This is a genomic window from Aquirufa echingensis, from assembly GCF_042714525.1.
Taxonomy (GTDB): domain Bacteria; phylum Bacteroidota; class Bacteroidia; order Cytophagales; family Spirosomataceae; genus Aquirufa; species Aquirufa echingensis.
Genome location: NZ_JBBKYA010000002.1, coordinates 463,050 through 485,393, shown reverse-complemented (window position 1 = coordinate 485,393; position 22,344 = coordinate 463,050). Strand labels below are relative to the sequence as shown.

Sequence of the window (22,344 nt, the reverse complement as noted above, 5' to 3'; positions counted from 1 at the left end):
GTATATACTTAGCTGTGCTATACTATGCTAAAAAAATATTTCAAAGCGTTTGGAATCATGCGGAGAATTCGTAGTTTTGAGCCTTATCAAGCAAATTACAATACTTTTTAGCGAATCACATGAGCGTATTAATTGGACAAAAAGAATATTTCAAAGGCATCGATCAAATTAAATTTGAAGGCCCAGAATCGGATAACCCATTAGCATTTCGGTACTATGACGAGAACCGAATCATTGCTGGAAAATCCATGAAAGAACATTTACGTTTTGCCATTGCTTATTGGCATTCTTTTTGTGGAGATGGCGCAGATCCTTTTGGTCCAGGTACGCATCATTATCCTTGGGATGTCGCTTCGGATGAACGCCAACGTGCCGCTGATAAAGCAGATGCTGCATTCGAATTCATTACGAAAATTGGTGCACCATTTTATTGTTTCCACGATGTGGATGCGATTGAAGGGCATAATGATCCAAAAGAATTTACAGATCGTGTGAAATTCATTTCAGATATTTTTGAGAAAAAACAAGCAGAAAGTGGCGTGAAATTATTGTGGGGAACGGCTAATTTGTTCTCCAATGAGCGTTACATGAACGGTGCGTCTACAAATCCGAACTTTGAAGTTGTCGCACATGCAGGCGCTCAATTAAAAGGAGCCATTGATGCAACAATCAAATTAGGCGGTGATGGTTATGTGTTCTGGGGAGGTCGTGAAGGTTATATGTCTTTGTTAAATACAGACATGAAGCGTGAGCGGGAACATTTTGCTCGTATGTTGCATACCTGCGTGGAATATGCACGTCGCAATGGTTTCAAAGGAAAATTCTTTATTGAGCCTAAGCCTTGTGAGCCTACCAAACATCAATATGATTACGATGCTGCAACCGTTATCGGTTTCTTGCGCGAATTTGATTTGTTATCTGAATTTGGATTAAACCTAGAAGTGAACCACGCGACTTTGGCGGGTCATACATTTGCTCATGAATGCCAAGTGGCTTCGGATGCAGGGATGTTAGCTTCGATTGACGCAAATAAAGGTGATTATCAAAATGGATGGGATACGGATCAGTTCCCAACGGATATTTACGAGTGGGCAGAAGCAATGTCAATCATCTTGAAGCAAGGCGGATTAGCCGGTGGCGGTATCAATTTTGATGCGAAACGTCGTCGTAATTCAACGGATGCTGCCGATTTATTCTATGCGCACATTGGTGGAATGGATACAATTGCTCGTTCTTTGATCATCGCGGATAAATTAGCGAAACATGGTGAAATGGATCGCTTAAAAGCGGCACGTTACGCAAGCTTCAACTCGGGTAAAGGTGCTGATTTTGAGGCTGGAAAGCTTAAATTAGAAGATTTATATCAAATTGCTGTTGAGATTGGCGAGCCTGCCATGATCTCTGGTAAACAAGAATATTTAGAGAATTTGTTAGGTCGTTTTGTCTAAAAAAACGACATTCGGGTTATGAGAAAATTCGCATACCTAATTATATGTTTATTGATTTTAACAAAAGCAGCGGGAGCATCTGATCCTGCTGCTTTTTCTACTTCTAAGCCTTGGGCTTACTGGTGGTGGCCAGGTAGCGCAGTCAGCGAGAAAGGGATTACACATAATTTAGAGTCTTTCGCCAAAGCGGGTTTTGGTGGTCTTCACATCATTCCTATTTATGGTTCCAAAGGCTACGAGTCGGCATTTTTATCTTTCTTAGGCCCTGCCTGGAAACAGAAATTTGCTTTCGTACTTAAAGAAGCAAAGCGCTTACACCTAGGGATCGACATGACTTTAGGAACTGGTTGGCCGCTTGGTGGACCTACGATAAATGCCGCTGATGCCGCGAAACGCTACCAAATTGAATCCATTCAAATTGTTGCAAATCAAAGCTATAAATTACCTGATGCCGACGTACAAGCGGCCTCGGTGTTCGTGGATGGAAATTTTGAGCAAGAATTAATCAGTGCACATTTGAGTCAATACATTGCTGGGCCCAAAGGTGCAACGATTTATGTGTTGGTGCAGAAGGGGACGGGCCAACAAGTTAAACGGGCAGCACCGGGAGGGGAGGGCTTGGTTATGGACCATTTTTCCAAAAGCGCTTTTGAGCATTATCGGTCTGAATTCATTCCTTTACTGAAGCAAGCGCATGCTCCTTTGCGTGCTTTGTATAATGATTCGTATGAAGTTTATGGGGCAAATTATACCCCAAAATTGTTTGAAGCATTTGAGCAATTGAATCACTACGATTTACGGAAACATCTGGATGTCTTAGCCAAACCCAAAGCAGAATCGGAGGATGAAAATGCCATTTGGGCGGATTACCATCGGACTTTTTCTTCTTTGTTATTGACCGAATTTACCCAGCCTTTCGCAGGATGGATCAAACAAATGGGCTTTGTGAGTCGGGATCAGGCGCATGGATCCCCCGGGAATCTATTGGATTTATATGCGGCTGTCGATATTCCCGAAACAGAATTTTTTGGCAGTAAAGCATTCGATATTCCAGGTTATCAAGTAGATCCGGATTATGATACGATTCGGTTTGGTATACCCGATGTTCGGAATTTAAAATTAGCCTCCTCAGCTGCAAATTTGACGGGCAAGAAATTGGTATCATCCGAAACAACTACTTGGCTCGGGAATCACTTTAAAGTTTCACTAGCTCAGGTAAAACCCGTGGTGGATCAGGTATTCATCGGTGGTGTGAATCACCTATTTTTTCATGGAGCAACCTATTCGCCACCGGAAGTTGCGTGGCCAGGTTGGTTGTTTTATGCGAGTACAAATTTTAATCCGCAGAGTCATTTTTGGGAAGCTTTGCCTGCGCTGAATCGCTACATCGAAACGTGTCAAAAAATGTTGCAATCGCATCAGACGGATTCGGATGTGCTGATGTATTTTCCGATGGAGGATATTTGGCATGAACGAAATGGCACAGGGAAAATGCATGCCTTGGATTTGCATGCAAACAGCCGTGATTGGATGAAGAATACGTCGTTTGGTCGCTGGTCGGAGCACATGCAAGAAAAAGGCTATCAGGTAGATTATATTTCAGACCAATTAATGGCTGGGTTGCAGTTGACACCCAAGCGTACTTGGAAAACGAAATCCGGTTTAGAATACAAGGTTTTGTTAATTCCTGCCGCGCATTTTGTTTCTCTTGAAACAATGGAATTATGGGCCAAATGGGTGAAGCAAGGCTTGCCAGTTTATTTTCTGGAACACCTTCCTTTGCAGGTTAATTCGTTTGGTTTGACTGCGGATGAGAAAGCTCGTTGGGCTGCAGCTAAGGAAACATTATTGATGCATTGGGTTTCGGATCCAATCAATATTCTCGAGCGTTACAAGGTTACTAGAGAAGGTATTGCCGATTATGGTATTTCCTTTATTCGAAAGAAAACGGGAACGGGCGCGCAGTATTTTGTCGCCAACCTTTCGAATAAGTTTTCCGATGGAATGGTGCAATTTGCCAAAATTTCTGGCGGTGTTGAATTAGAGGATCCGATGACAGGCGAAATTAAGAAAGCCAACTTGCGAAAGGATAAGCAATTCTATCTACAATTAGCACCCGGTCAGAGTTTATTGGTACGCTCGATTCCTGCTGTTAAGAAATCCATGCCTTCCGAAGCAGTGGCTAAGGTTTTTACGCCTTTGGTTCCTGTGGCTAAAATCCAATTGAATTTTCCCCAACAGGTTTTGCCGGCGCAATCCATGGAATCCTTACAATTTTGGACTCAAGATTCATCCACCCATGATTATTGGGGGAAGGGCACTTATTCTTTTGATTTTGATTTGTCAGCAGAGCAAATACCACAAGCGAAGGTCTTACATTTTGATAAAATCCGGGATTGGGTTCGTGTAAAAATTAATGGAAAAGAGCTAGGGCTTGTTTGGTCTTTACCTTATCAAATCAATATTCCCGTTGGTCTATTACAAGTAAAAAATCACATCGAATTAGAAGTGATGAATGTCTCGGCAAACCGTGTTCGGAAGCTGGATCGGGAGAAATTCAATTGGAAGAATTTCTATGAGATCAATTTTGTAGATATTCAATACAGACCTTTTGATGCATCAACTTGGGTTGTTACGCCGAGTGGGATTGAGGGAGAATTATATTTTAGTAATTAATGGGTTTTGTATCTGCTATCAAAGAGGCATTTTATGCCTTAGAAAATCCCGAAAATGCGCATTGGATGCGCTGGTACATGCGGGATCAATATCCATTTATCGGGATTAAAAAGCCTGAGCGCGCGCTTGTATTCAAGGATATTTATAAACAATGTGGGCAAGCGGAAGATTGGTTCGAAGTTTGTTCGGAGTTGTTTGCTTTGCCGGAGCGCGAATTTCAATATGCCGCCATGGAATATTTGTTGAAGGCGAAGAAATCTTGGGATGCGCGTGTTCCGGAGTTAATCGATCGCTGGGTGGATGCGAAAACGTGGTGGGATGTTGTGGATGTATTAGCACCCAAAGTCTTAAGTGAATACTTCATTAAGTTTCCAGATCAACGAGATATTTGGCTGGCTCGTTGGATGCAATCGCCCATTTTCTGGCATCAACGACTTTGTATCCTATTCCAATTGAATTATAAAAGCAAAACAGATTTGGAGCTGTTGAGTCAAGTGATTCTGTCTTTAAATACGTCCAAAGAATTTTTTATTCAAAAAGCGATTGGCTGGGCCTTGCGACAATATGCCCGTACGGATGCGGATTGGGTAAGGGAATTTGTAGCAGAAAATGCCTTGATGCCTTTGTCGAAAAGGGAGGCTTTGAAACACATCTCCTAACTACCTTTGGCAAACCTTGGAGGATTGCCAAAGGTAAGGAGTTCTGGGCTCATTCGAGGAGCTAAAACTGATAATCTATTTTCGCTTTTTTAACACGGCTAATTCATGTGCTGTGTCGTAATATCCCCGCAAATTTGACCAGTCAAATGTATCCGCAATGCTCTCCACGCGGTTACGTTGTGTGATACGATCCCGTTGGGTTTGCTGCGTGAACTTGAAAAGCATATTGGCTAATTGCTCTGCAGATTCTTTGTAGTTCTGTGTTTTACGGTTCACGACACTCACGCCCCATTGCTCATAGTCGCGCATAATTTGCATCATGTAATCACCAAAACCCGAAAGATCGGAAGTAACCGTAGGTACCCCGCGCGCCATACATTCCAATGGCGTATACCCCCAAGGTTCATAGTACGAAGGGAAGACACCTAAATGACAACCACGAACGAATTGGCCATAATCCAAGCCGAATAAAGGATTCGTCGAAACAATAAAATCGGGGTGATAAACTATCTTGACTTTATCATCAGGGTTATTGAGTAATTGCGTACGATGCAAATTGCGAATGATGTCATCCTCTTGTTTTAACAAGTGCGTAACGACTTTCGGTCGGGCATTTGTTTTCCAGGTTTGTACCGTCCGACGAAGCCTTAGACGCCAATATTCATCCACGAATTGATTTAAATCTGGCAATTGTAAATCGTTCGATGAAGCAGCAGCTTCGAATAATTTATCGCCAACTTCCTTTTGAATCGCTTGACAATTCTCGCGAATCTCATCCAAGACTGCACGGGAGTGCAAGACTTCCGGGTCTATGGAATGGTAAGGTTGCTTCGTAATGAAGAACATGATGACCGTTTTTTTCGATCCTGCTTCCTTCATCTTTCTGTTCAGTATTTCCAAGGCATCGAGCGTGATGTCATAACCTTTGTTGGAGTATTCAAATCGGCCCGATGTAAATAAGTAAAGCGTTTGGTCTAAATCAAACGCTTGATTTTGGAAGAAATGCCCCATAACAAAATCTGAAATTCGCTTTTTGTAGAGCGAGTGTAGATTTTGATGCTCGTGCATCGCTGCAAATCGTTGGATATTTAAGCCATTCGGAAGAATTAATTCCGGAATCCGACCTAAAAATGCAACACATTCTTTCGCTGTAATGTCAGACACAGTTGTTAAAACATCGGCTTTTTGTGCCGCAGCCCGCTCAAAAGAAGCTTGCGCCTCAATGCCATAATGCACGGCTTCTTTATGCCAATCAAATTTGTCTAAAACATCGTAGAAATTAGGCACATTCCCTGCGAGGTAGCGGCCCAACATAGTTGCATGCGTGGTAAATACCGTTGAGATTTTAACCTTGTCCTTCTTCAAATCCGGCAGGCAGGTCGAGGCCATCCACTCATGGAAATGCACAACGATGTCTTTTTTGGATTTGTTTTCTGCGGCAAATTGGGTCAGGAAAATGCGAATGAGTTCACCGAGCGCGATGGTTTGGTTCACTAATTCCTCTACACCCAAGGTCGAAATTTTGTGGTTCTCCCAGATTTTCCCCTTGATGACATCCACTTGCTCATACATCGAGGCAATATCGAAAAGGACAATTTTGGGTTTACCTGTAATTAACCAGTTTCCATAGTGTACCTGCAAACCCAGGGCCCGCATGGATAAAATTGCACGCCCGATGGGTGTTTCATCGGTTACTGGCAGGGCCTCAAATTCAGCCGCAGCCGTTTGTGGGAAATAAGGACCTAATAACAAATAATCATCCCCCCATTTCTCGACCATGGAAGGGACCTTGGTCCGAATCACGGTATAAATTCCACCCACTTGGTTGCAAGTTTCCCAAGCAACTTCAACTAAAAACTTCTTCTTTTCGGCAACTTTCTTCTCCATAAGCTAGATGTATGAGGCACTTTCAATGACTTGGGTCATGCCGTTTTTAGTAATCGTATAATTAAATCCTTTTTGGATAGCATAGGCGCCTACATCCCCTTTTTTGTTGATCGCCAAATATCCCACTTGGAATTCTTGGTATTTATAGCGCTTCACAATCCGCATAATCGCTGCTTCACAAGCCTGTTGGGGTGTCATGCCCTGGCGCATGAATTCGACGATTAAAAAGGACCCTAAGGTTTTCATGACAAATTCGCCTAAACCTGTCGCGCAGGCACCACCCACTTCATCGTCGCAAAATACAGCGCCACCAATGATGGGCGAATCACCCACCCGACCGTGCATTTTAAATGCCATCCCGCTTGTTGAGCAGGCTCCAGCGATTTCCCCTGCTTTTCCTAAGGCTAGCAGGCCAATTGTATCATGGCGTTCAATATTCACTTTGGGCTCATATTTGGCCACTTTTTTCCATTCCTCCCAGGCTTTGCGGGATTTTTCGGTTAATAAATCTTGTTTTTTGAAACCTTGTGAAAGTGCAAATTGCAAGGCTCCTTCGCCGGAAAGCATGACGTGAGGCGTTTTTTCCATAACAGCCCGCGCCACCGAAATGGGGTGCATGATGCCTTCCAAAAAGGTCACCGAACCCGCATTGCCCAAATGATCCATGATGCAAGCATCCAAGGTTACATGGCCGTCTCGATCGGGGTAACCCCCATAGCCCACGGTCGTTTCATTAGGGTCAGCTTCAGGGACCCAAGCCCCAGCTTCTACGCCGTCAAGTGCTTTGCCTGTTTGTAATATTTTGTCATATCCTGCTTTCGTCCCTGCTTCATTTTTCCAAGTTGCGATGATGACAGGTTCGGGATTTTTGATGTCTACTTTGCTAACAACACCGAGTAAACCTGCCGTTTGTAAAAATGATCTTCTTCTCATGGATGTTGATTTAACGAATTTTATTTAAAGATAATTTATTTGTTGATTGTATAACTATTGCGTAAAATTGTCTTTCTAAAATAGAAAAAATTCTTCGAAAAATTATTATTCTCCTATTTATATCCGCAAATGAAATTCATTAAATCTATTATTCCTCTGATTTTAGCTATTTTGGTTACGATTGGATGGGACAATTCATGGGGGACAATTCCACCATTTGGTAAACTTTTAAGCCCTTATCATGGATTTTGGATTAATGCTGAAATGGCTGGATCTGAGGAAATGAGTGAAGAAGAATTGAATATTCCTGGCTTATTGAAGCCCGTGAAGATTGTATATGACGAGATGGCAATCCCACATATTTTTGCCGAAAATGACCACGATTTATTTTTAGCGCAAGGATATGTAACTGCCAAAGATCGTTTGTGGCAAATGGAGTTTCAAACGCATTTTGCCGGTGGTCGAATTTCTGAAATTGTGGGCGAAAAAGGTTTGGCTTCGGATCAATTCCAACGTCGCATGGGCTCCGTTTATGGTGCCGAACAATCCTTTGAAGGAATGAAACAAGACCCGCAAGCTAAGGTAGCATTGGAGGCTTATTCGGATGGGATTAATGCTTACATCGCTTCACTTTCTGAGCGTGAGTTGCCTTTGGAATATAAACTTTTGAATTATAAACCAGAGCCTTGGACACCGATCAAAAGTGCTTTGTTTTTGAAAAATATGTCTTTCGTATTAGCCTCTGGCACGGATGATTTGAAAATGACGAATATCCTCCGACAATACGGTCGGGAAGTGGCAGAAGATTTATTTCCGAATTATCCATTTGAAGAGAGTCCGATTATTCCTTCTGGAACGCCGGTAGATTTTAAACCTGTACCCATTCCAGCGGCTCCTAAAGATTTTATCGGCTTAGGAAGTGCGATGCAAACACCTGAAAAGGATCCGAATATCGGCTCAAATAACTGGGCAGTTTCTGGAAATAAGACGGTTTCGGGGATGCCTATTTTGGCAAATGACCCCCATTTAACCTTGTCTTTGCCTTCTATTTGGTACCAAGTGCAATTGGTTGCGCCGGGTGTCAATGTGTATGGGTCTACGATGCCGGGTACGCCCAACGTGATTACGGGTTTCAATAAAAATATTGCTTGGGGCGTGACGAACGTTGGTTCCGATGTATTGGATTGGTATCAAGTGAAATTTAAGGACGCATCTAAATTGGAATATTGGCATGATGGTCAGTGGAAAAAAACCAAATTGCGGATTGAAACCTTTAAAATTAAAGGCAAAAAAGATTTTGTCGACACCGTGTTTTTTACTCACCATGGTCCCGTCGTTTATTTAAGTCATGAAAAGGCGTTTAAACCCAACATCCCCGTGGGACACGCTTTACGCTGGATTGCTCATGAGAAATCACAAGAGCTAACCACTTTCTATCGTTTGAACCGTGCTAAAAATTACACGGATTACGCGGAGGCATTGCGCTATTTTTCAGCTCCTGCTCAAAACTTTGTTTTTGCGAGTAACGAAGGTGACATTGCGCTTTGGGTGAATGGAAAGTTTCCGTTGAAGTCGAAATTGCAAGGAAAGTATTTGATGGATGGGACGGATGCAGCGGCCGACTGGAAAGGATTTATTCCACAGGCGCATAATCCACATGTCAAAAATCCAGCTCGAGGATTCGTTAGTTCTGCGAATCAATTCTCAACAGATCCGAGTTATCCGTATTATTTAGGTTGGCAATATGCGCCATCCGAGCGTGGCCGAAGAATCAATGAACGCTTGGCGGCAATGCAAAAAGTGACCATTGACTCCTTGCGCGGATTGCAAAATGATAACTTCAATATTCGGGCAAGAAAATTATTGCCTTTGTTGATGCGTTCTGTGAAATCAAATAATCAGGCTTTAGGGGTATTAAAAGGTTGGAATTTGCAGAATGCGCCGGAGTCGATTGGCGCAACAATTTTTGAAACATGGGTGCTCAATTTACAAGCGGCATTATGGGATGATGAATTTTCTGCCGACGAAAAGGTTCCGATGAATCGGCCGGCGATAGATCGTACGATTCATTTAATTGAACATGAAGCCAATGCACGTTGGTGGGATAATGTTAAAACAAAAGGTCAGAAGGAGACGATGGATCAGATTATTTCCACTTCTTTCCAGGCAACGGTAGATACCTTGGTGAAACACCATGGTCCGATGGGGCCAGCGTGGGCTTGGTACAAACACAAACAAACGGGTGTTCGCCACTTAATTCCGGGTATGGATGCCTTAAGTCGTTTAAATATTCCCATCGGTGGGGGCGGTTCCATTGTGAACGCAGCAACGACAAAGATGGGTCCATCTTGGCGATTCATCGTTGAATTATCGAAAACAGGTAATCCAAAAGCTTATGGTGTTTACCCAGGGGGCCAATCGGGAAATCCAGGCAGTGTGCATTACGATGATTTAATTGATACTTGGGCCAAAGGCGAACTTCGTCCCTTGTTATTCTTAGAAAACCCGAATCAATCATCAAGTCGCATTCGCAAGACAATCACTTTATCAAAATAATCATCATGCAGAGCAATACGTTACGTATCATCATATTAATCATTGTAGGCGCACTCGCAGGCCTATATTTGCCTTGGTATGCCATGGGAATTCAGGCGGGCGTTTTGGCCTATTTGTTGAAATTTCCTGTTAAAAGTGCCTTTACAGTTGGCTTTCTTTCGGGGCTTTTGCTCTGGGGCGGTTCCGCTTGGTGGTTGAATTATTCGAATCCAAGTGCCTTGCCGGTGCGGATGGCTACTTTGTTGCCGCTACAGGGAAGTGTCAGTTTACTTTATTTGGTTACAGGGCTCATTGGAGGAATCTTTTTGGGCTTTTGGGCTTGGGCAGGCGCGCGATTGCGATAGAATTTTTAAAAATTTAGGACAATCAAAGCATAGATTGTATATTTACCATTAAATCCATTTATAATTAAAATTAAACCCGTGAAAAATTCAAGTATCTCTTACGTTTGGTTAGCAGTTTTAACACTTGCTGTCGCTTATTCATTCTTCAAGCCTACGACAGGTGCTGGTTCTGCAGGAGCAGGCGTAACTGCTGAAGGCAAGCGCATCGTGTTTGTTAATTCAGATTCATTGTTGACGAATTACCAATTTTACAAAGACGCTCAAAAAGAGTTTGAAAATAAAGGATATCGTTTACAAGTAGACTTAGGTCAAAAAGAGCGTGCATTGCAAGCGGAGCTTCAAGCGATCCAACAACGTGCGGCTGCGATGACACAAGCACAATTGCAAGCTGCAGATATGACCTTGAAGAAAAAAGGTTCTGAATTGCAACAATATTCACAGCAAAAGCAGGCTGAATTAGGTCAAGAGCAAGCGAAGAAAAACGAAGAGTTATACAACAACATTCGTGACTATATCGCAAAGGTGAACAAAGAAAACAAATACGAATTCGTTTTAGGTTATTCTAAAATTGGTGGTGGTATCTTGTTCGCAGATCCATCTGTTGATGTAACTCAGAAGTTAGTTGACGGTTTGAACAAAGAATACGCAGCGAAGAAAGCTGAGAAATAGATTTTAAATTTTTAAGGAGCCACGCAGCCTCGTAGCTGTGTGGCTTTTTTATTTCGGTATGGCAAAGGATAAAATCCAAAAGCAAGTTGAGATTAAAAACCGTCGGGCATCCTTCGAATATGCATTCTTGGATACCTTCACGGCTGGACTTGTTTTGACCGGTACTGAAATAAAATCCATTCGTCAGGGCAAAGCGAATTTAACTGATGCCTATTGCATATTCTTTCAGGATGAGTTGTTTGTGCGTAACATGCATATTTCCATGTATGACGAAGGCACACATTTCAATCATGATCCCTTGCGCGACCGCAAGCTATTACTATCTAAAAGAGAACTGACAAAATTGCAGAAAGAGTTGAAAAATGTGGGTTTGACGATTATTCCTACAAGACTCTTTATTTCTGATAAAGGTTATGCCAAATTGAACATCGCATTAGCGAAAGGAAAGAAGACGTTTGATAAGCGAGATGATATCAAAGAAAAAGATATCAAGCGTGAAATGGACCGTTCTATGCGTTAGATCGAATTTTCTTCACGATCGTCACGGCCGCCATAATCACAATGGCAAAGGCAATAAATCCCCCGATTCCCACAACCATATCAAAGGTATTTTTAGCAATGACTAAGAATACGACCGCGACTAATAGGATGGTTGCAATTTCATTGAATAGACGCAATTGGCCACTTGTTAAAATGAATTCGGCTGCTCGGAATTTGCAAATGAGGTGTCTGCAGACAAAGTGGTAGATGGTAATGCAAACGACAAAGGCTAATTTTAAATGAAGCCAACCATGCGCATGAAAATTATCCCACCAGGTTAGGTAGATCATGGAAAGGCCCGTCAACCAAGTAAGCCACATCGCAGGAATCATGATGGCGTTGAAAAGTAGTTTTTCCATTTTCTCGAATTGCTTCGATAAAATTTCTTTGGCTTGTACGTCTTTATCTTGCGCTTCCACATGGTAAACCAATAAGCGTGGCAAATAGAATAATCCTGCGAACCAGCTCACGACAAAAATAATGTGCAATGATTTTAGGAAATTATAATCCATTAGTTAGCTTGATAGCGTTTGAATAGACTGTTAACTTTTAACTGAATCACCCCAAAAATTGCCTCTTTGAAGATATTTGCCGACATCTTGCTTTCGCCTTTGGTACGATCTGTAAAGATGATAGGGACTTCAATCATCTTGAATCCGTATTTCCACGTGGTGAATTTCATCTCTACTTGGAAAGCATATCCGATGAACTTAATTTGATCCAAAGGGATAGTTTCTAATACCATTCTTCGGTAACAAACGAATCCCGCTGTAGCGTCTTGAATAGGCATGCCTGTAATGAAACGCACATAAAATCCAGCAAAGTAAGACATTAAAACACGTCCAATGGGCCAATTGACCACGTTCACCCCATTGATGTATCGTGAGCCTATCGACATAAATGCTCCTTGATTTGCACAAGCATCGTATAATCGCACTAAATCATCGGGATTGTGCGAGAAGTCGGCATCCATTTCGAAAATATATTCGTAGTATTTTTCTAAGGCATATTTGAAACCCGCGATATAGGCAGTTCCAAGGCCTAATTTTCCATTGCGTTCGAGTAAGTGAATGCGATCCGGATGTGCTTGTTGGAGTGTTTTCACACATGCCGCCGTACCATCCGGGGAACCATCATCCACAATCAAAAGGTCGAAAACAGGCTCTAAGCTCAATACCTTCTCGATGATGGCTTGAATGTTTTCAATTTCATTGTAAGTCGGAATGATGACGATCCGCGTATTCATAGGTTATTTCTTGTAACAGTAACAGCTTGTAATATGGTCGTTTACTAGGCCTGCGGCTTGCATGAAAGAGTAACAAATGGTAGGGCCCACAAACTTGAAACCTAATTTCTTGAGATCTTTACTGATGCGAACAGACAAGTCTGTTTGAGCGGGTAAATCCTTATGCTCGGTAAACTGATTCGTGATGGGATGCTGCTCTACATAATCCCATATAAATCGGTCAAAGCTACCAAATTTTTCCTGAATTTGGATAAAAGCGCGTGCATTCGTCCGAACGGCTTCGATTTTTAACCGATTTCGGATGATTCCTGGGTTTTGAAGGCAATTCGATAATTCCGCATCTGACCAATTGCTTAAAATTGTTAGATTAAACTGAGCGAATGCCTCACGGAAATTTTCGCGCTTTCGCAAGATGGTGATCCAGGATAGGCCCGACTGGAATCCTTCCAATACGAGGAGTTCGAATAATTGTTGGTCATCATGTAGCGGTTTGCCCCATTCTTGGTCGTGGTAAGCGATGTAGAGTGGGTCATTTCCGGGCCAGGTGCAGCGTGTGGGAGTGGTCATGTGGTGATTAGGTTTGGGGTAAATCCCCAGGTTAAAACCTGGGGTTATATTGGCTTAATAGTCTTTCACAAAAATTGCTAAATTTTTATTCATTGCGGCATGGTTAGGTATTATTATCAGTTTATCGTTATTTTGCAACAGTTTAGGGTGTTGCCTGCGTTTCTGCGTAGGTTACTTAATAGGGAATTTAGTGTAATACTTAAACTGTCCCCGCAACTGTGAAATTCCATAATGCTTTTCATTTCAGGTCACTGGCTTCGGCTGGGAAGGCAGAAAAGAAACGGAATTGAGTCAGGAGACCTGCCTTAGATGATTCTTAACCTTGTATCACGGAGGATGCGATGGGGTTGAGCGTTCGATTACCTTTTTATTTGATCGCCCGAAAGGGCAAAAAAACATGTTCAACATTCGATTGACGCTTTTGACAGCGTTCTCATTCGCATGCCTACCTACCGTGTATGCAGCGAAAACGGCTATTCGCCCGGATTCCTTATTAACGGAAGTTCAAGTGAAAGCCTCCAAGTATCCGGCTAAATTAAGCCAAACTGGAAAAGTAGTTTCCATCATTAGTCAAGAACAAATCCAACAAAGTCTGGGGAAAAATCTTGGCGAATTATTGCAAGAGCGCGTTGGGGTCTCCATTGTAGGCGCCCGCAGTGCACCCGGAAGTAATCAGGAAGTTTACGTCCGCGGTTCGAATACAGGCAATGTCCTGTTGTTGATCGATGGCTTTCCGGCCAATGACCCTTCACACATCTCCTCGGTGTTGGATTGGAATTTGATTGATTTGGGAAGTTTGGAACGAATCGAAATCATGAAGGGCGGACAATCTACGCTGTATGGTTCGGATGCAATGGCCGGTGTGATTAATTTAATTACCCGAAAATCAGGCTCATCTCTCAGCCTACAAGCAGGTGGCTTAGGGACGCATGCTGAGGCTTTTCAAATTCAGAAAACAATCAAAAGTTTGCGCATGGGTCTTGCCCTGAAAAACTTTCAAACCCAAGGTTTTTCTGCCGCAGCAAATCAGTTGGAGAAAGATGGGATGGGCCAACAAAACATTCGGTTGAATCTGGGGAGTACGATAGGTAAGCATGCCGACTGGGATTTGTATTATCAAAGTGAATTTTACCAGGCGAGTTTGGATGGTGGTCCTTTCATGGATGAGCGAGATTATACGGCGAATGCTTCGAATCATGCCTTTCGTGGTCAATTTCATCAGCAATTTGTGCAAGGGGATTTATTTGTTCGCCTGTTTCAAGATATTACGCATCGCTTTTTCAGAAATGATTCGACAGACATTCCCGCGAATGCTTGGTCAAATTACAGCGAATCGGCCTATGTAGGTTTGAATCAAGGAGCTGAAGGCTATGTGAAATGGCATTTGCCTGCCGGAATTCAAACAGTGGCCGGAGTCGAGTTTCGGAATCAGTCGACAGCTCAAAGCGATTATTCGATTAGTGCGTATGGTCGCTATGATTCTCCTACTTTAGCAGCTTCTTTGGCAAATATTCAATTATTGGGGACTTATGTGACTTTTGAAAAGCATCAGGAAGATGTTTGGGGTTTGGAGTTAGGTGGCCGTTTAAGTAATCATTCGTTGTATGGGAATAATTTGACCTACCATGTAAATCCGTATTTATACCTTTGGCCAAAGGGGAAATTGTTTGCGAATTATTATAGCAGTTTTAAAGCACCTTCCTTATATCAGCTTTATTCACCTTATGGAAATAAAGACCTGAAAGCGGAACAAGGCAAAACGTTTGAAGCGGGTTTTGAGCAGAATATGGGGGCGCTTTATGTTCGTTTGGTAGGGTTCCAACAAGATGTTCAGGATGGAATTGTGTTTCAGTCGATTGCTGTTGAGCCTTATGGACGTTATGCCAATGTGTCCAAGCAGAACACGAGTGGAATTGAGTTAGAGGCGCGTTACGCCTGGAAAGGATTCGCTACGGAATTAGGCTATACATATTTGGATGGCGAGATGCACAATCAGATTGATGGAAAGGATACAACCTATTCTGCGCTGATACGTAGACCTAAACATCAGCTTTCTTTACGAGTAAATCAGCAATTGACTAAAAGGTGGTCGGCGAGTGTGTATACTCAATATGTGGGTGAACGTACCGACTATTATTACGATGATGCGACTTATCAAACGCAGAGCGTGAATTTGCCGGGCTATGTATGGACGGAATTGCAATCGACATATTCATTGAATAAGCGCTGGCGAGTACAGGCAATATTGAAAAATGTATTGAATCATTTGCCGACAGAAATGTATGGGTATTCAGGGCAGCCGCGTAATTTGCAGCTAAGTTTATTAGGTACTTTTTAATTGAAAATAGCTCCGAAAGGGGCTATTTTTTTAGGGTTTAAAGCGTTCGTATACGTCTTTTCCGGAGATTGGATCTTTACCAAAGAGTTCGATGTAGTTAACAGAAGGCATCATGTGGCTTTCGTCGACGCTAACAAAAACGCGCTTGAGGATTTGTAATTTCCCATTTATGGGGAATAGGGCGATGGGCGCGCCTCGTGAGTCTAGTTTGACGACGAATTTACGTTTACGATATGCTAGAAAATAGCCTTCAAAAGCATTGGCATCAGATTTGATCGCATCGGTATAAAGGCCATAGGCCAATGTCCGTTGGATGGTGCTTAGTTCTTCTTTTTGCCCTTTTTCGCCATAGCGAATCCAATAGGTGTGCACGGGATCTTTCGCATTTAGCGATTTATTGGTCAGTAAATTGGCATCGTAAACAACCGTATTCGCATTGGAGCTTCGTTGGATGTAAAACAGGCGAATGGGGGAATCGGGTGGGGTAGGGAATCGATCTGCCGGGTTTGCTTGGGAAGCAAGCAAGGTGCAGGTAAAAAGCACAAGTAGGTAGATGCGATTCATGTACTAGGTTGTGGGTAGGTTCTTATTTGAAATAGCTAAAATGTAGCTTCGAAATTAGTGAAATATTTTGGACAAAATGAGCATTTGTTTGTTCTGATATAAGCGACTTTATGCTGATATGTTGGATTTTGGAAAAATTTGCCTACCTTTGCCAAGGAAATTTAAGAAAGAAGAGGGGTTTTTAATCCCTCTTTTTGTTTTCAAGGTATTGATGGAAGATTTAAAAACGAAGATTAACGGTTGGATTCAAGAGTATATCGGTGATGGTCCTATATTTTTAGTGGATTTGTCGATAAGCAAGGGACTCAAGCGCTCGTTGGTGACGATTCTTGTGGATACCATGGAAGGGATTACCATTGATGCTTGCGCATTGATGAGCCGGAAGTTGGCCCATCACATCGAGGAAAATCTTTGGATTGAGGAAGCTTATAATTTAGAAGTTTCATCGCCAGGATTGGATTTCCCTTTGACGCAGGGTTGGCAGTTTGAAAAGAATGCGGGTCGGACGGTGAAAGTGTGGTTGAAGGATGGGGAAACCGTTATGGGGACCTTGCAAGGGCATACGGCGGATTCGATTCAGGTGTTGACGGAAAAGACGTTAAAGCATCGTAAAGTGGTAGCGAAGGAGCCAACTATGTTTGGTTTAACAGCGATAGATAAAATAAGAGTACAAGTTTCATTTCAATAAAAAAACGTAAGGATAGCAATGAACAGTGTTGAATTAATTTCGTCATTTTCAGATTTTGCTCGGGAGAAGAACATTGACAAGCCGACAATGATTTCGGTTTTGGAAGAGGTTTTTCGTACGATGATTCGCAAGAAATTCGGTTCCGATGAAAATTTCAATGTCATTATCAACCCCGAAAGTGGTGACTTAGAGATGTGGCGTACGCGCGAAATCGTGGACGATAACTCAGAAGATATTTGGGATTTTGATAAAATACCTTTGGCGGAAGCTAAGTTGATCGAGCCGGATTTTGAGATTGGTGAAGAGGTAGCGGAATTAATCAAATTGGAAGACTTCGGTCGTCGTGTGGTTCAAACTGCTCGTCAAACCTTGATTCAACGTATCAAAGATATTGAGAAAGAAGGCTTGCATGACAAGTACAAGGATTTGGTAGGGGAGTTAGTGACTTCTGAAGTATATCAAATTTTAGGTCGCGAGTTGATCTTGTTAGATAACGAAGACAATGAATTAGTGTTACCAAAAGGTGAAATGATTCCAAAAGATCGTTTCAAGAAAGGTGAGACGATTCGTGCAGTCATTCATAAAGTTGAAATGTCGAATGGTACGCCTCGTATCATTTTATCACGTGTTTCTCCGGTATTCTTAGAGCGTTTATTCGAGCAAGAAATTCCAGAAATTTATGATGGAACGATTTCGATTCGTAAGATTGTTCGTGAACCAGGTGAGCGTGCGAAAGTGGCTGTTGAGTCCTTTGATGATCGCATTGATCCAGTAGGAGCTTGTGTGGGGATGAAAGGTTCTCGTATTCACGGCATTGTTCGCGAATTGCAGAATGAAAACATTGACGTAATTAATTACACAGATAATTTAGAATTATTGGTGGCGCGTACCTTGAGCCCAGCGAAGTTAAATTCGATGGCCATTGACAAAGAGCGTCGTCGTATTTCGGTTTATTTGAATTCAGATCAGGTTTCTATGGCGATTGGTCGTGGAGGTCAAAACATTAAATTGGCAGGTAAATTAGTTGGATACGAGATTGATGTATTCCGTGATGTACCGAAAGAGGAGATGGATGATGAGGATGTAGAATTGACAGAATTCTCCAATGAGATTGAGGCTTGGATTTTGGATGAGCTTCACAAGATTGGATTGGATACAGCGAAGCAAGTTTTGGCTTTATCTAAAGAAGAATTAGAGCGTAGAACGGAATTAGAAGAGGGAACCATTGAGGAGATCTTGTCTATTTTACGTTCTGAGTTTGAATAAGGCACGCGCTGTATCGAGTAAGATTTTTAAATTGAAAGCATAAGTATTTAGTAATTTATATGGCAGAAGAGAAGACAATGCGATTAAGTCTTGTAGCAAAGCAAATAAACATAGGAACGTCTACGATCCTACAGTTTCTTTCTGCTAAAGGACATAAAGTCGATAATAACCCGAATGCAAAGCTTAATTATGAGCAATTGAGTTTGTTGGCAGCAGAATATGGTGCAAACCATTTGTTGGCAACAGAGGAGGCTCCTAAGAAGCCTGTTGAGGAGCCTGTCGTTCCAGCTCCAGTTGTTGAGGAGAAAAAGCCTGAGCCGGTTGCTGTGGTAGAAGTTGCTCCAGAGCCTGTGAAAAAAGCAGCTCCGGTAGTACCTGAGGTGAAAGAAGAAGCACCTGAACCTGTTGCTGAAAAGCAAGTTGGCCTGAAGGTTTTAGGTAAAATTGATTTGGACAAAAAGGGTAACCCTGTCCCTCCAAAACCAGCACCTAAGCCAGAACCTGTTGTGGAGAAAGCTCCAGTGCCTGTTGTGGAAGAAAAACCTGTAGTGGAAACTCCTGCTGCTCCCGTTGAGGCTGTTGAAGCGCCCGTTGCACCTGTTGCAGCAGCACCAGAGGCACCAGTTGTGGAAGACATTCAGTTGATCGAAGCAAAAGGGGAGACCTTAAAGGGCTTAACGGTTTTAGGTAAAATTGAATTGCCGGTAGATAGCGGACGTGATAGCCATAACAAGCATAAGCGTAAGCGTATTGTTAAGGAGGAGAAAAAGCCCGTTGTGAATGAACAACGTCCTAATAATCCGAATGCGGCGAATAATAACAAAAAAGATTTTGGTAAAAAGCCAGCTCCAGGAGCTAAGCCAGGAGGACCTCGTGAGGAACTTTCTGACAAGGATATTCAAGAGCAGATTAAGGCTACGATGGCGCGTTTACAAGGTGCGACAAATAAGCAAAGTTTTGGTGCAGATAAGCGTCGTGTAAAACGTCGTGAACGTGCGGATGCAGAAGAGGCACGTCAAATGGCTGAAGATGAAGAAGCAAAAGTATTGAAGGTAACGGAATTCGTTTCTGCGAGTGACTTGGCTTCATTGATGGATGTTTCGGTGAATGAAGTTATCTCAACTTGTATGAGTTTGGGTATGTTCGTTTCGATCAACCAGCGTTTGGATGCGGAGGCGATTACGATCATTGCAGATGAGTTTGGGTATGAAGTAAACTTCATTTCCGCGGAAGAAGAAATTGACACCGTTGAGGAAGAAGTAGAAGATGATCCAGCAGATTTAGTTCCTCGTGCTCCGATTGTTACCATCATGGGTCACGTTGACCATGGTAAAACATCCTTATTGGATTACATCCGTAAGTCAAAAGTAACTGCAGGTGAGGCAGGTGGAATCACGCAGCACATTGGTGCGTATTCTGTTGAAACTGAATCAGGAAAGAAAATCACGTTCTTAGATACACCGGGTCACGAAGCCTTTACGGCGATGCGTGCACGTGGTGCGAAAGTAACGGATATTGTTATTATCGTGATTGCAGCGGATGACTCGGTCATGCCACAAACGAAGGAGGCTATTAACCACGCGATGGTTGCGGGTGCTCCAATTGTTTTTGCATTCTCGAAAGTGGATAAAGATGGCGCCAACACGGATAAAGTACGTGAGGAATTAGCAACCATGAATATGTTGGTGGAAGATTGGGGTGGTAAATACCAATGCCAAGAAATTTCATCTAAATCAGGTTTAGGTATCAATGACTTACTTGAAAAAGTATTGTTAGAAGCTGAAATGCTTGAATTGAAGGCTAATCCTAAAAAGAAAGCAATTGGTTCAGTGATTGAAGCTGAATTGGATAAAGGTCGTGGATACGTTACCACGATGATGGTTCAAGACGGAACACTGAGCGTAGGTGACATGATGTTAGCGGGCGACAACTATGGTCGTGTGAAAGCCATGTTTGATCACCACGGAAATAAAATTAAGAAAGCAGGTCCATCTACGCCAGTACAAGTACTTGGTTTAAATGGTGCTCCACAAGCTGGAGATAAGTTGATCTGTTTGGAGAACGAGCGTGAGGCGCGTGAGATTGCCAACAAGCGTGAGCAAATCTTGCGTGAGCAGTCTTTACGTACGCGTAAGCATATTACTTTGGAGGAAATTGGTCGTCGGAAGGCGATTGGTACTTTCCGTGAATTGAACGTGATTGTGAAAGGTGACGTGGATGGTTCGGTGGAGGCCCTTTCGGATTCACTATTAAAATTATCGACCGAAGAAGTTCAAGTTCGTATTATTCACAAAGGTGTAGGTCAGGTATCTGAGTCGGATGTGGCTTTAGCTTCAACTTCGGATGCGGTGATTATCGCGTTCCAAGTTCGTCCTTCGCAAAATGCACGTCGTATGGCGGATGCAGAGCAGATTGAGATTCGTAACTATTCGATTATCTACCAGGCGATTGATGAAATCAAGGCGGCGATGGAGGGTATGTTGGCTCCTTCGTTTGAAGAAGTTGTTACGGCAAACATCGAAGTGCGTGATGTATTTAAGATTTCGAAAATCGGTACGGTTGCAGGATGTTATGTCTTGGACGGAACGGTGAAGCGTGCACATAAGATTCGTGTCATTCGTGATTTCGTTGTGATTCACGACGGAGAGATTTCAGCCTTGAAGCGTTTTAAAGACGATGTGGCTGAGGTGAAGTTTGGCTACGAATGTGGTATGTCGATCAAAGGATTCAATGATCTAGAGGTAGGCGATAACTTAGAGTGCTACGAAATGAAAGAAGTGAAACGTACCTTGAAATAATTAGGTAACGTGATTAAATGAAAAGCCTTCCGTCGATTGACGGAAGGCTTTTTTGTTGTTTAGGCTAATAGTTCTTTCATGTTCACCGACTTGAAGAAGACGAAGATGAGGGCTGAGAATAGGCCCAGGAATAATGCTCCAGCAGTGATTAAGCTACGTTTAGGACTTGATCGTTTCAGAGGAATCTGAGCGGGTTCAAGAACTTTGAAGACAGGTGTTTCTTTTTGTAGTTTGATTTTGGCTTCGGTTGTTTGGCTTGTTAGATTTGAATAGACACTAAAAGCTAAATCAACTTCATACTGCAATTTTTTGCCTTGGTCTTTGGCCACATTCAAGAATACATTTCTGTTTTGATCCTTGTAGTTTGATAAGGTAAAAAGCGCTTGGTCGTAACGTTTGCGTGCCTCTGCTTGTCGGTCAATTAAAAAGTTTAATTCCTTGCGAGCCTTTTCAGTCCGGTAATGGATGATGTATTTACGGAGTTGAATTAAGACCAAATTTGCTAAATTAGCTGATACGACAGGGTCTAGGCTAGTAACTGCAATTTTAATCAAATTACTTTTTTTGTCTATTTCTACAACGATAGATTCCCTCAACTCTTTAAAAATGGCGGATTCTTGTTTGCTAATGTTGATCAAATCGGAGCTAAGGACGCCACGGGGAATTGTTACATTTTCTAAATCACTCGAAGCTTTATTTTTGTCCGTTTTGAATATTCCGATGGGCGCATTGGAATTATCTTGTTTGAGGTAGTCGGCCAATTTTTGATACTTTTTAAGTTTCAAATTGTAGACATTGGATTGGCTTAGTTCTTGCAAGAATGGCATGCTTTGAACGATTTCAGGGTACATGGCGGGTTGAATTGCATCTGAACCTCCCATGGCTCCAGATAGGTTAATGCCTGCTAATCCAGCCAGGGATGATAGACCACCTAAACTACCTCCTGAACCACTCATTTTTGAATCTACTTCAGGAAGTAGCTTGACTTCAGATTCATATTGGCTATTTAATGTTAAGGAGAATAAAGCTCCTAAGGCCGTAAAAAGGAAGGTTACAAGTAATATACTTAGTCTGTACTTGACGATTGCTTGCCAAATTTCCGAAAAATTGATTGCAATTTCATCCGAATTGGTAGGCTGTGTTACGTTGGATTCGTTCATGGCTA

General features: G+C 42.4%; 18 protein-coding genes and 1 riboswitch. Of the genes, 11 read left to right on the top strand and 7 right to left on the bottom strand.

The annotated features are described in order from the left end of the window. Window positions 1-119 precede the first annotated feature (119 nt). From xylA to SKC38_RS04730, 3 genes are read left to right on the top strand one after another with little or no spacing between them, the layout of a single operon-like run. Window positions 120-1,448: a xylose isomerase gene (gene xylA, locus SKC38_RS04740; RefSeq protein WP_377975547.1), complete on the top strand. Its 1,329-nt coding sequence runs from the start codon at window positions 120-122 to the stop codon at window positions 1,446-1,448. A gap of 18 nt (window positions 1,449-1,466) precedes the next feature. Continuing rightward, a complete protein-coding gene (locus tag SKC38_RS04735; RefSeq protein WP_377975546.1) occupies window positions 1,467-4,124 on the top strand; it encodes a glycosyl hydrolase in 2,658 nt (885 codons plus the stop codon). Continuing rightward, entirely contained in the window at window positions 4,124-4,783 is a 660-nt protein-coding gene (locus tag SKC38_RS04730; protein WP_377975544.1) for a DNA alkylation repair protein, read from the top strand. The genes SKC38_RS04735 and SKC38_RS04730 overlap by 1 nt, the downstream gene beginning before the upstream one ends. A gap of 75 nt (window positions 4,784-4,858) precedes the next feature. On the opposite strand, the gene SKC38_RS04725 is transcribed toward SKC38_RS04730, so the two are convergent. Both SKC38_RS04725 and SKC38_RS04720 read right to left on the bottom strand, forming a co-directional pair. After that, window positions 4,859-6,670, bottom strand: coding sequence for a glycosyltransferase (locus tag SKC38_RS04725; RefSeq protein WP_377975542.1), 1,812 nt, complete (start codon window positions 6,668-6,670; stop codon window positions 4,859-4,861). A gap of 3 nt (window positions 6,671-6,673) precedes the next feature. Then, window positions 6,674-7,603 carry a N(4)-(beta-N-acetylglucosaminyl)-L-asparaginase gene (locus SKC38_RS04720; RefSeq protein WP_377975540.1) on the bottom strand — a complete coding sequence of 310 codons (930 nt, stop codon included), beginning with the start codon at window positions 7,601-7,603 and terminating at the stop codon, window positions 6,674-6,676. Between the two features lie 129 nt (window positions 7,604-7,732). Between SKC38_RS04720 and SKC38_RS04715 the strand changes: the two genes are divergently transcribed. The 4 genes from SKC38_RS04715 to smpB all read left to right on the top strand — a co-directional run bounded on the left by SKC38_RS04715 (window position 7,733) and on the right by smpB (window position 11,692). Beyond that, the gene (locus SKC38_RS04715) at window positions 7,733-10,159 is read left to right on the top strand and encodes a penicillin acylase family protein (RefSeq protein WP_377975538.1); all 2,427 of its coding nucleotides are present in this window, start codon (window positions 7,733-7,735) and stop codon (window positions 10,157-10,159) included. A gap of 5 nt (window positions 10,160-10,164) precedes the next feature. After that, window positions 10,165-10,503, top strand: coding sequence for a hypothetical protein (locus tag SKC38_RS04710; protein ID WP_377975537.1), 339 nt, complete (start codon window positions 10,165-10,167; stop codon window positions 10,501-10,503). A gap of 78 nt (window positions 10,504-10,581) precedes the next feature. After that, window positions 10,582-11,172 (top strand): OmpH/Skp family outer membrane protein, encoded by a 591-nt coding sequence (locus SKC38_RS04705; RefSeq protein ID WP_377975535.1) that lies wholly within the window; start codon window positions 10,582-10,584, stop codon window positions 11,170-11,172. Between the two features lie 58 nt (window positions 11,173-11,230). Then, the gene (smpB, locus tag SKC38_RS04700) at window positions 11,231-11,692 is read left to right on the top strand and encodes an SsrA-binding protein SmpB (protein ID WP_377975533.1); all 462 of its coding nucleotides are present in this window, start codon (window positions 11,231-11,233) and stop codon (window positions 11,690-11,692) included. Here the strand turns inward: smpB and SKC38_RS04695 are convergent. Genes SKC38_RS04695 through SKC38_RS04685 form a run of 3 tightly spaced genes read right to left on the bottom strand, consistent with a single transcriptional unit; the run spans window position 11,682 to window position 13,525 of the window. Next, complete coding sequence (locus tag SKC38_RS04695) at window positions 11,682-12,224, bottom strand: CopD family protein (protein WP_377975531.1); 543 nt, start codon at window positions 12,222-12,224, stop codon at window positions 11,682-11,684. The genes smpB and SKC38_RS04695 overlap by 11 nt on opposite strands. Beyond that, window positions 12,224-12,958: a polyprenol monophosphomannose synthase gene (locus tag SKC38_RS04690; protein WP_377975529.1), complete on the bottom strand. Its 735-nt coding sequence runs from the start codon at window positions 12,956-12,958 to the stop codon at window positions 12,224-12,226. The genes SKC38_RS04695 and SKC38_RS04690 overlap by 1 nt, the downstream gene beginning before the upstream one ends. Window positions 12,959-12,961: 3 nt before the next feature. After that, window positions 12,962-13,525 (bottom strand): DNA-3-methyladenine glycosylase I, encoded by a 564-nt coding sequence (locus tag SKC38_RS04685; RefSeq protein WP_377975528.1) that lies wholly within the window; start codon window positions 13,523-13,525, stop codon window positions 12,962-12,964. Window positions 13,526-13,653: 128 nt separating this feature from the next. Next, a riboswitch (cobalamin riboswitch) is annotated at window positions 13,654-13,847 on the top strand. Between the two features lie 75 nt (window positions 13,848-13,922). Between SKC38_RS04685 and SKC38_RS04680 the strand changes: the two genes are divergently transcribed. Further along, on the top strand, window positions 13,923-15,863 hold the full coding sequence (locus SKC38_RS04680) for a TonB-dependent receptor plug domain-containing protein (protein ID WP_377975526.1): 1,941 nt from the start codon (window positions 13,923-13,925) through the stop codon (window positions 15,861-15,863). Between the two features lie 30 nt (window positions 15,864-15,893). Here the strand turns inward: SKC38_RS04680 and SKC38_RS04675 are convergent, their stop codons facing one another. After that, the gene (locus tag SKC38_RS04675) at window positions 15,894-16,427 is read right to left on the bottom strand and encodes a DUF4833 domain-containing protein (RefSeq protein WP_377975524.1); all 534 of its coding nucleotides are present in this window, start codon (window positions 16,425-16,427) and stop codon (window positions 15,894-15,896) included. A gap of 148 nt (window positions 16,428-16,575) precedes the next feature. Between SKC38_RS04675 and SKC38_RS04670 the strand changes: the two genes are divergently transcribed. The 3 genes from SKC38_RS04670 to infB are packed head-to-tail and all read left to right on the top strand — an operon-like array spanning window position 16,576 to window position 21,179. Continuing rightward, window positions 16,576-17,115: a ribosome maturation factor RimP gene (locus SKC38_RS04670; RefSeq protein ID WP_377975522.1), complete on the top strand. Its 540-nt coding sequence runs from the start codon at window positions 16,576-16,578 to the stop codon at window positions 17,113-17,115. 18 nt (window positions 17,116-17,133) lie between these two features. Beyond that, entirely contained in the window at window positions 17,134-18,381 is a 1,248-nt protein-coding gene (gene nusA, locus SKC38_RS04665; protein WP_377975521.1) for a transcription termination factor NusA, read from the top strand. A 59-nt stretch (window positions 18,382-18,440) separates the two neighbouring features. Then, on the top strand, window positions 18,441-21,179 hold the full coding sequence (gene infB / locus SKC38_RS04660) for a translation initiation factor IF-2 (protein WP_377975519.1): 2,739 nt from the start codon (window positions 18,441-18,443) through the stop codon (window positions 21,177-21,179). A gap of 59 nt (window positions 21,180-21,238) precedes the next feature. Here infB and SKC38_RS04655 read toward each other — a convergent pair whose 3' ends face one another. Further along, the gene (locus tag SKC38_RS04655; RefSeq protein WP_377975517.1) at window positions 21,239-22,339 is read right to left on the bottom strand and encodes a GNVR domain-containing protein; all 1,101 of its coding nucleotides are present in this window, start codon (window positions 22,337-22,339) and stop codon (window positions 21,239-21,241) included. Window positions 22,340-22,344 lie beyond the last annotated feature (5 nt).

Excerpts from the sequence above, each read along its gene's own strand:
- SKC38_RS04715 (WP_377975538.1), top strand. The coding sequence starts at position 7,733 with ATGAAATTCATTAAATCTATTATTCCTCTGATTTTAGCTATTTTGGTT.
- SKC38_RS04680 (WP_377975526.1), top strand. The coding sequence starts at position 13,923 with ATGTTCAACATTCGATTGACGCTTTTGACAGCGTTCTCATTCGCATGC.
- xylA (WP_377975547.1), top strand. The coding sequence starts at position 120 with ATGAGCGTATTAATTGGACAAAAAGAATATTTCAAAGGCATCGATCAA.
- infB (WP_377975519.1), top strand. The coding sequence starts at position 18,441 with ATGGCAGAAGAGAAGACAATGCGATTAAGTCTTGTAGCAAAGCAAATA.
- nusA (WP_377975521.1), top strand. The coding sequence starts at position 17,134 with ATGAACAGTGTTGAATTAATTTCGTCATTTTCAGATTTTGCTCGGGAG.
- SKC38_RS04675 (WP_377975524.1), bottom strand. The coding sequence starts at position 16,427 with ATGAATCGCATCTACCTACTTGTGCTTTTTACCTGCACCTTGCTTGCT.
- SKC38_RS04695 (WP_377975531.1), bottom strand. The coding sequence starts at position 12,224 with ATGGATTATAATTTCCTAAAATCATTGCACATTATTTTTGTCGTGAGC.
- SKC38_RS04725 (WP_377975542.1), bottom strand. The coding sequence starts at position 6,670 with ATGGAGAAGAAAGTTGCCGAAAAGAAGAAGTTTTTAGTTGAAGTTGCT.
- smpB (WP_377975533.1), top strand. The coding sequence starts at position 11,231 with ATGGCAAAGGATAAAATCCAAAAGCAAGTTGAGATTAAAAACCGTCGG.
- SKC38_RS04655 (WP_377975517.1), bottom strand. The coding sequence starts at position 22,339 with ATGAACGAATCCAACGTAACACAGCCTACCAATTCGGATGAAATTGCA.
- SKC38_RS04730 (WP_377975544.1), top strand. The coding sequence starts at position 4,124 with ATGGGTTTTGTATCTGCTATCAAAGAGGCATTTTATGCCTTAGAAAAT.
- SKC38_RS04720 (WP_377975540.1), bottom strand. The coding sequence starts at position 7,603 with ATGAGAAGAAGATCATTTTTACAAACGGCAGGTTTACTCGGTGTTGTT.
- SKC38_RS04710 (WP_377975537.1), top strand. The coding sequence starts at position 10,165 with ATGCAGAGCAATACGTTACGTATCATCATATTAATCATTGTAGGCGCA.
- SKC38_RS04735 (WP_377975546.1), top strand. The coding sequence starts at position 1,467 with ATGAGAAAATTCGCATACCTAATTATATGTTTATTGATTTTAACAAAA.
- SKC38_RS04685 (WP_377975528.1), bottom strand. The coding sequence starts at position 13,525 with ATGACCACTCCCACACGCTGCACCTGGCCCGGAAATGACCCACTCTAC.
- SKC38_RS04690 (WP_377975529.1), bottom strand. The coding sequence starts at position 12,958 with ATGAATACGCGGATCGTCATCATTCCGACTTACAATGAAATTGAAAAC.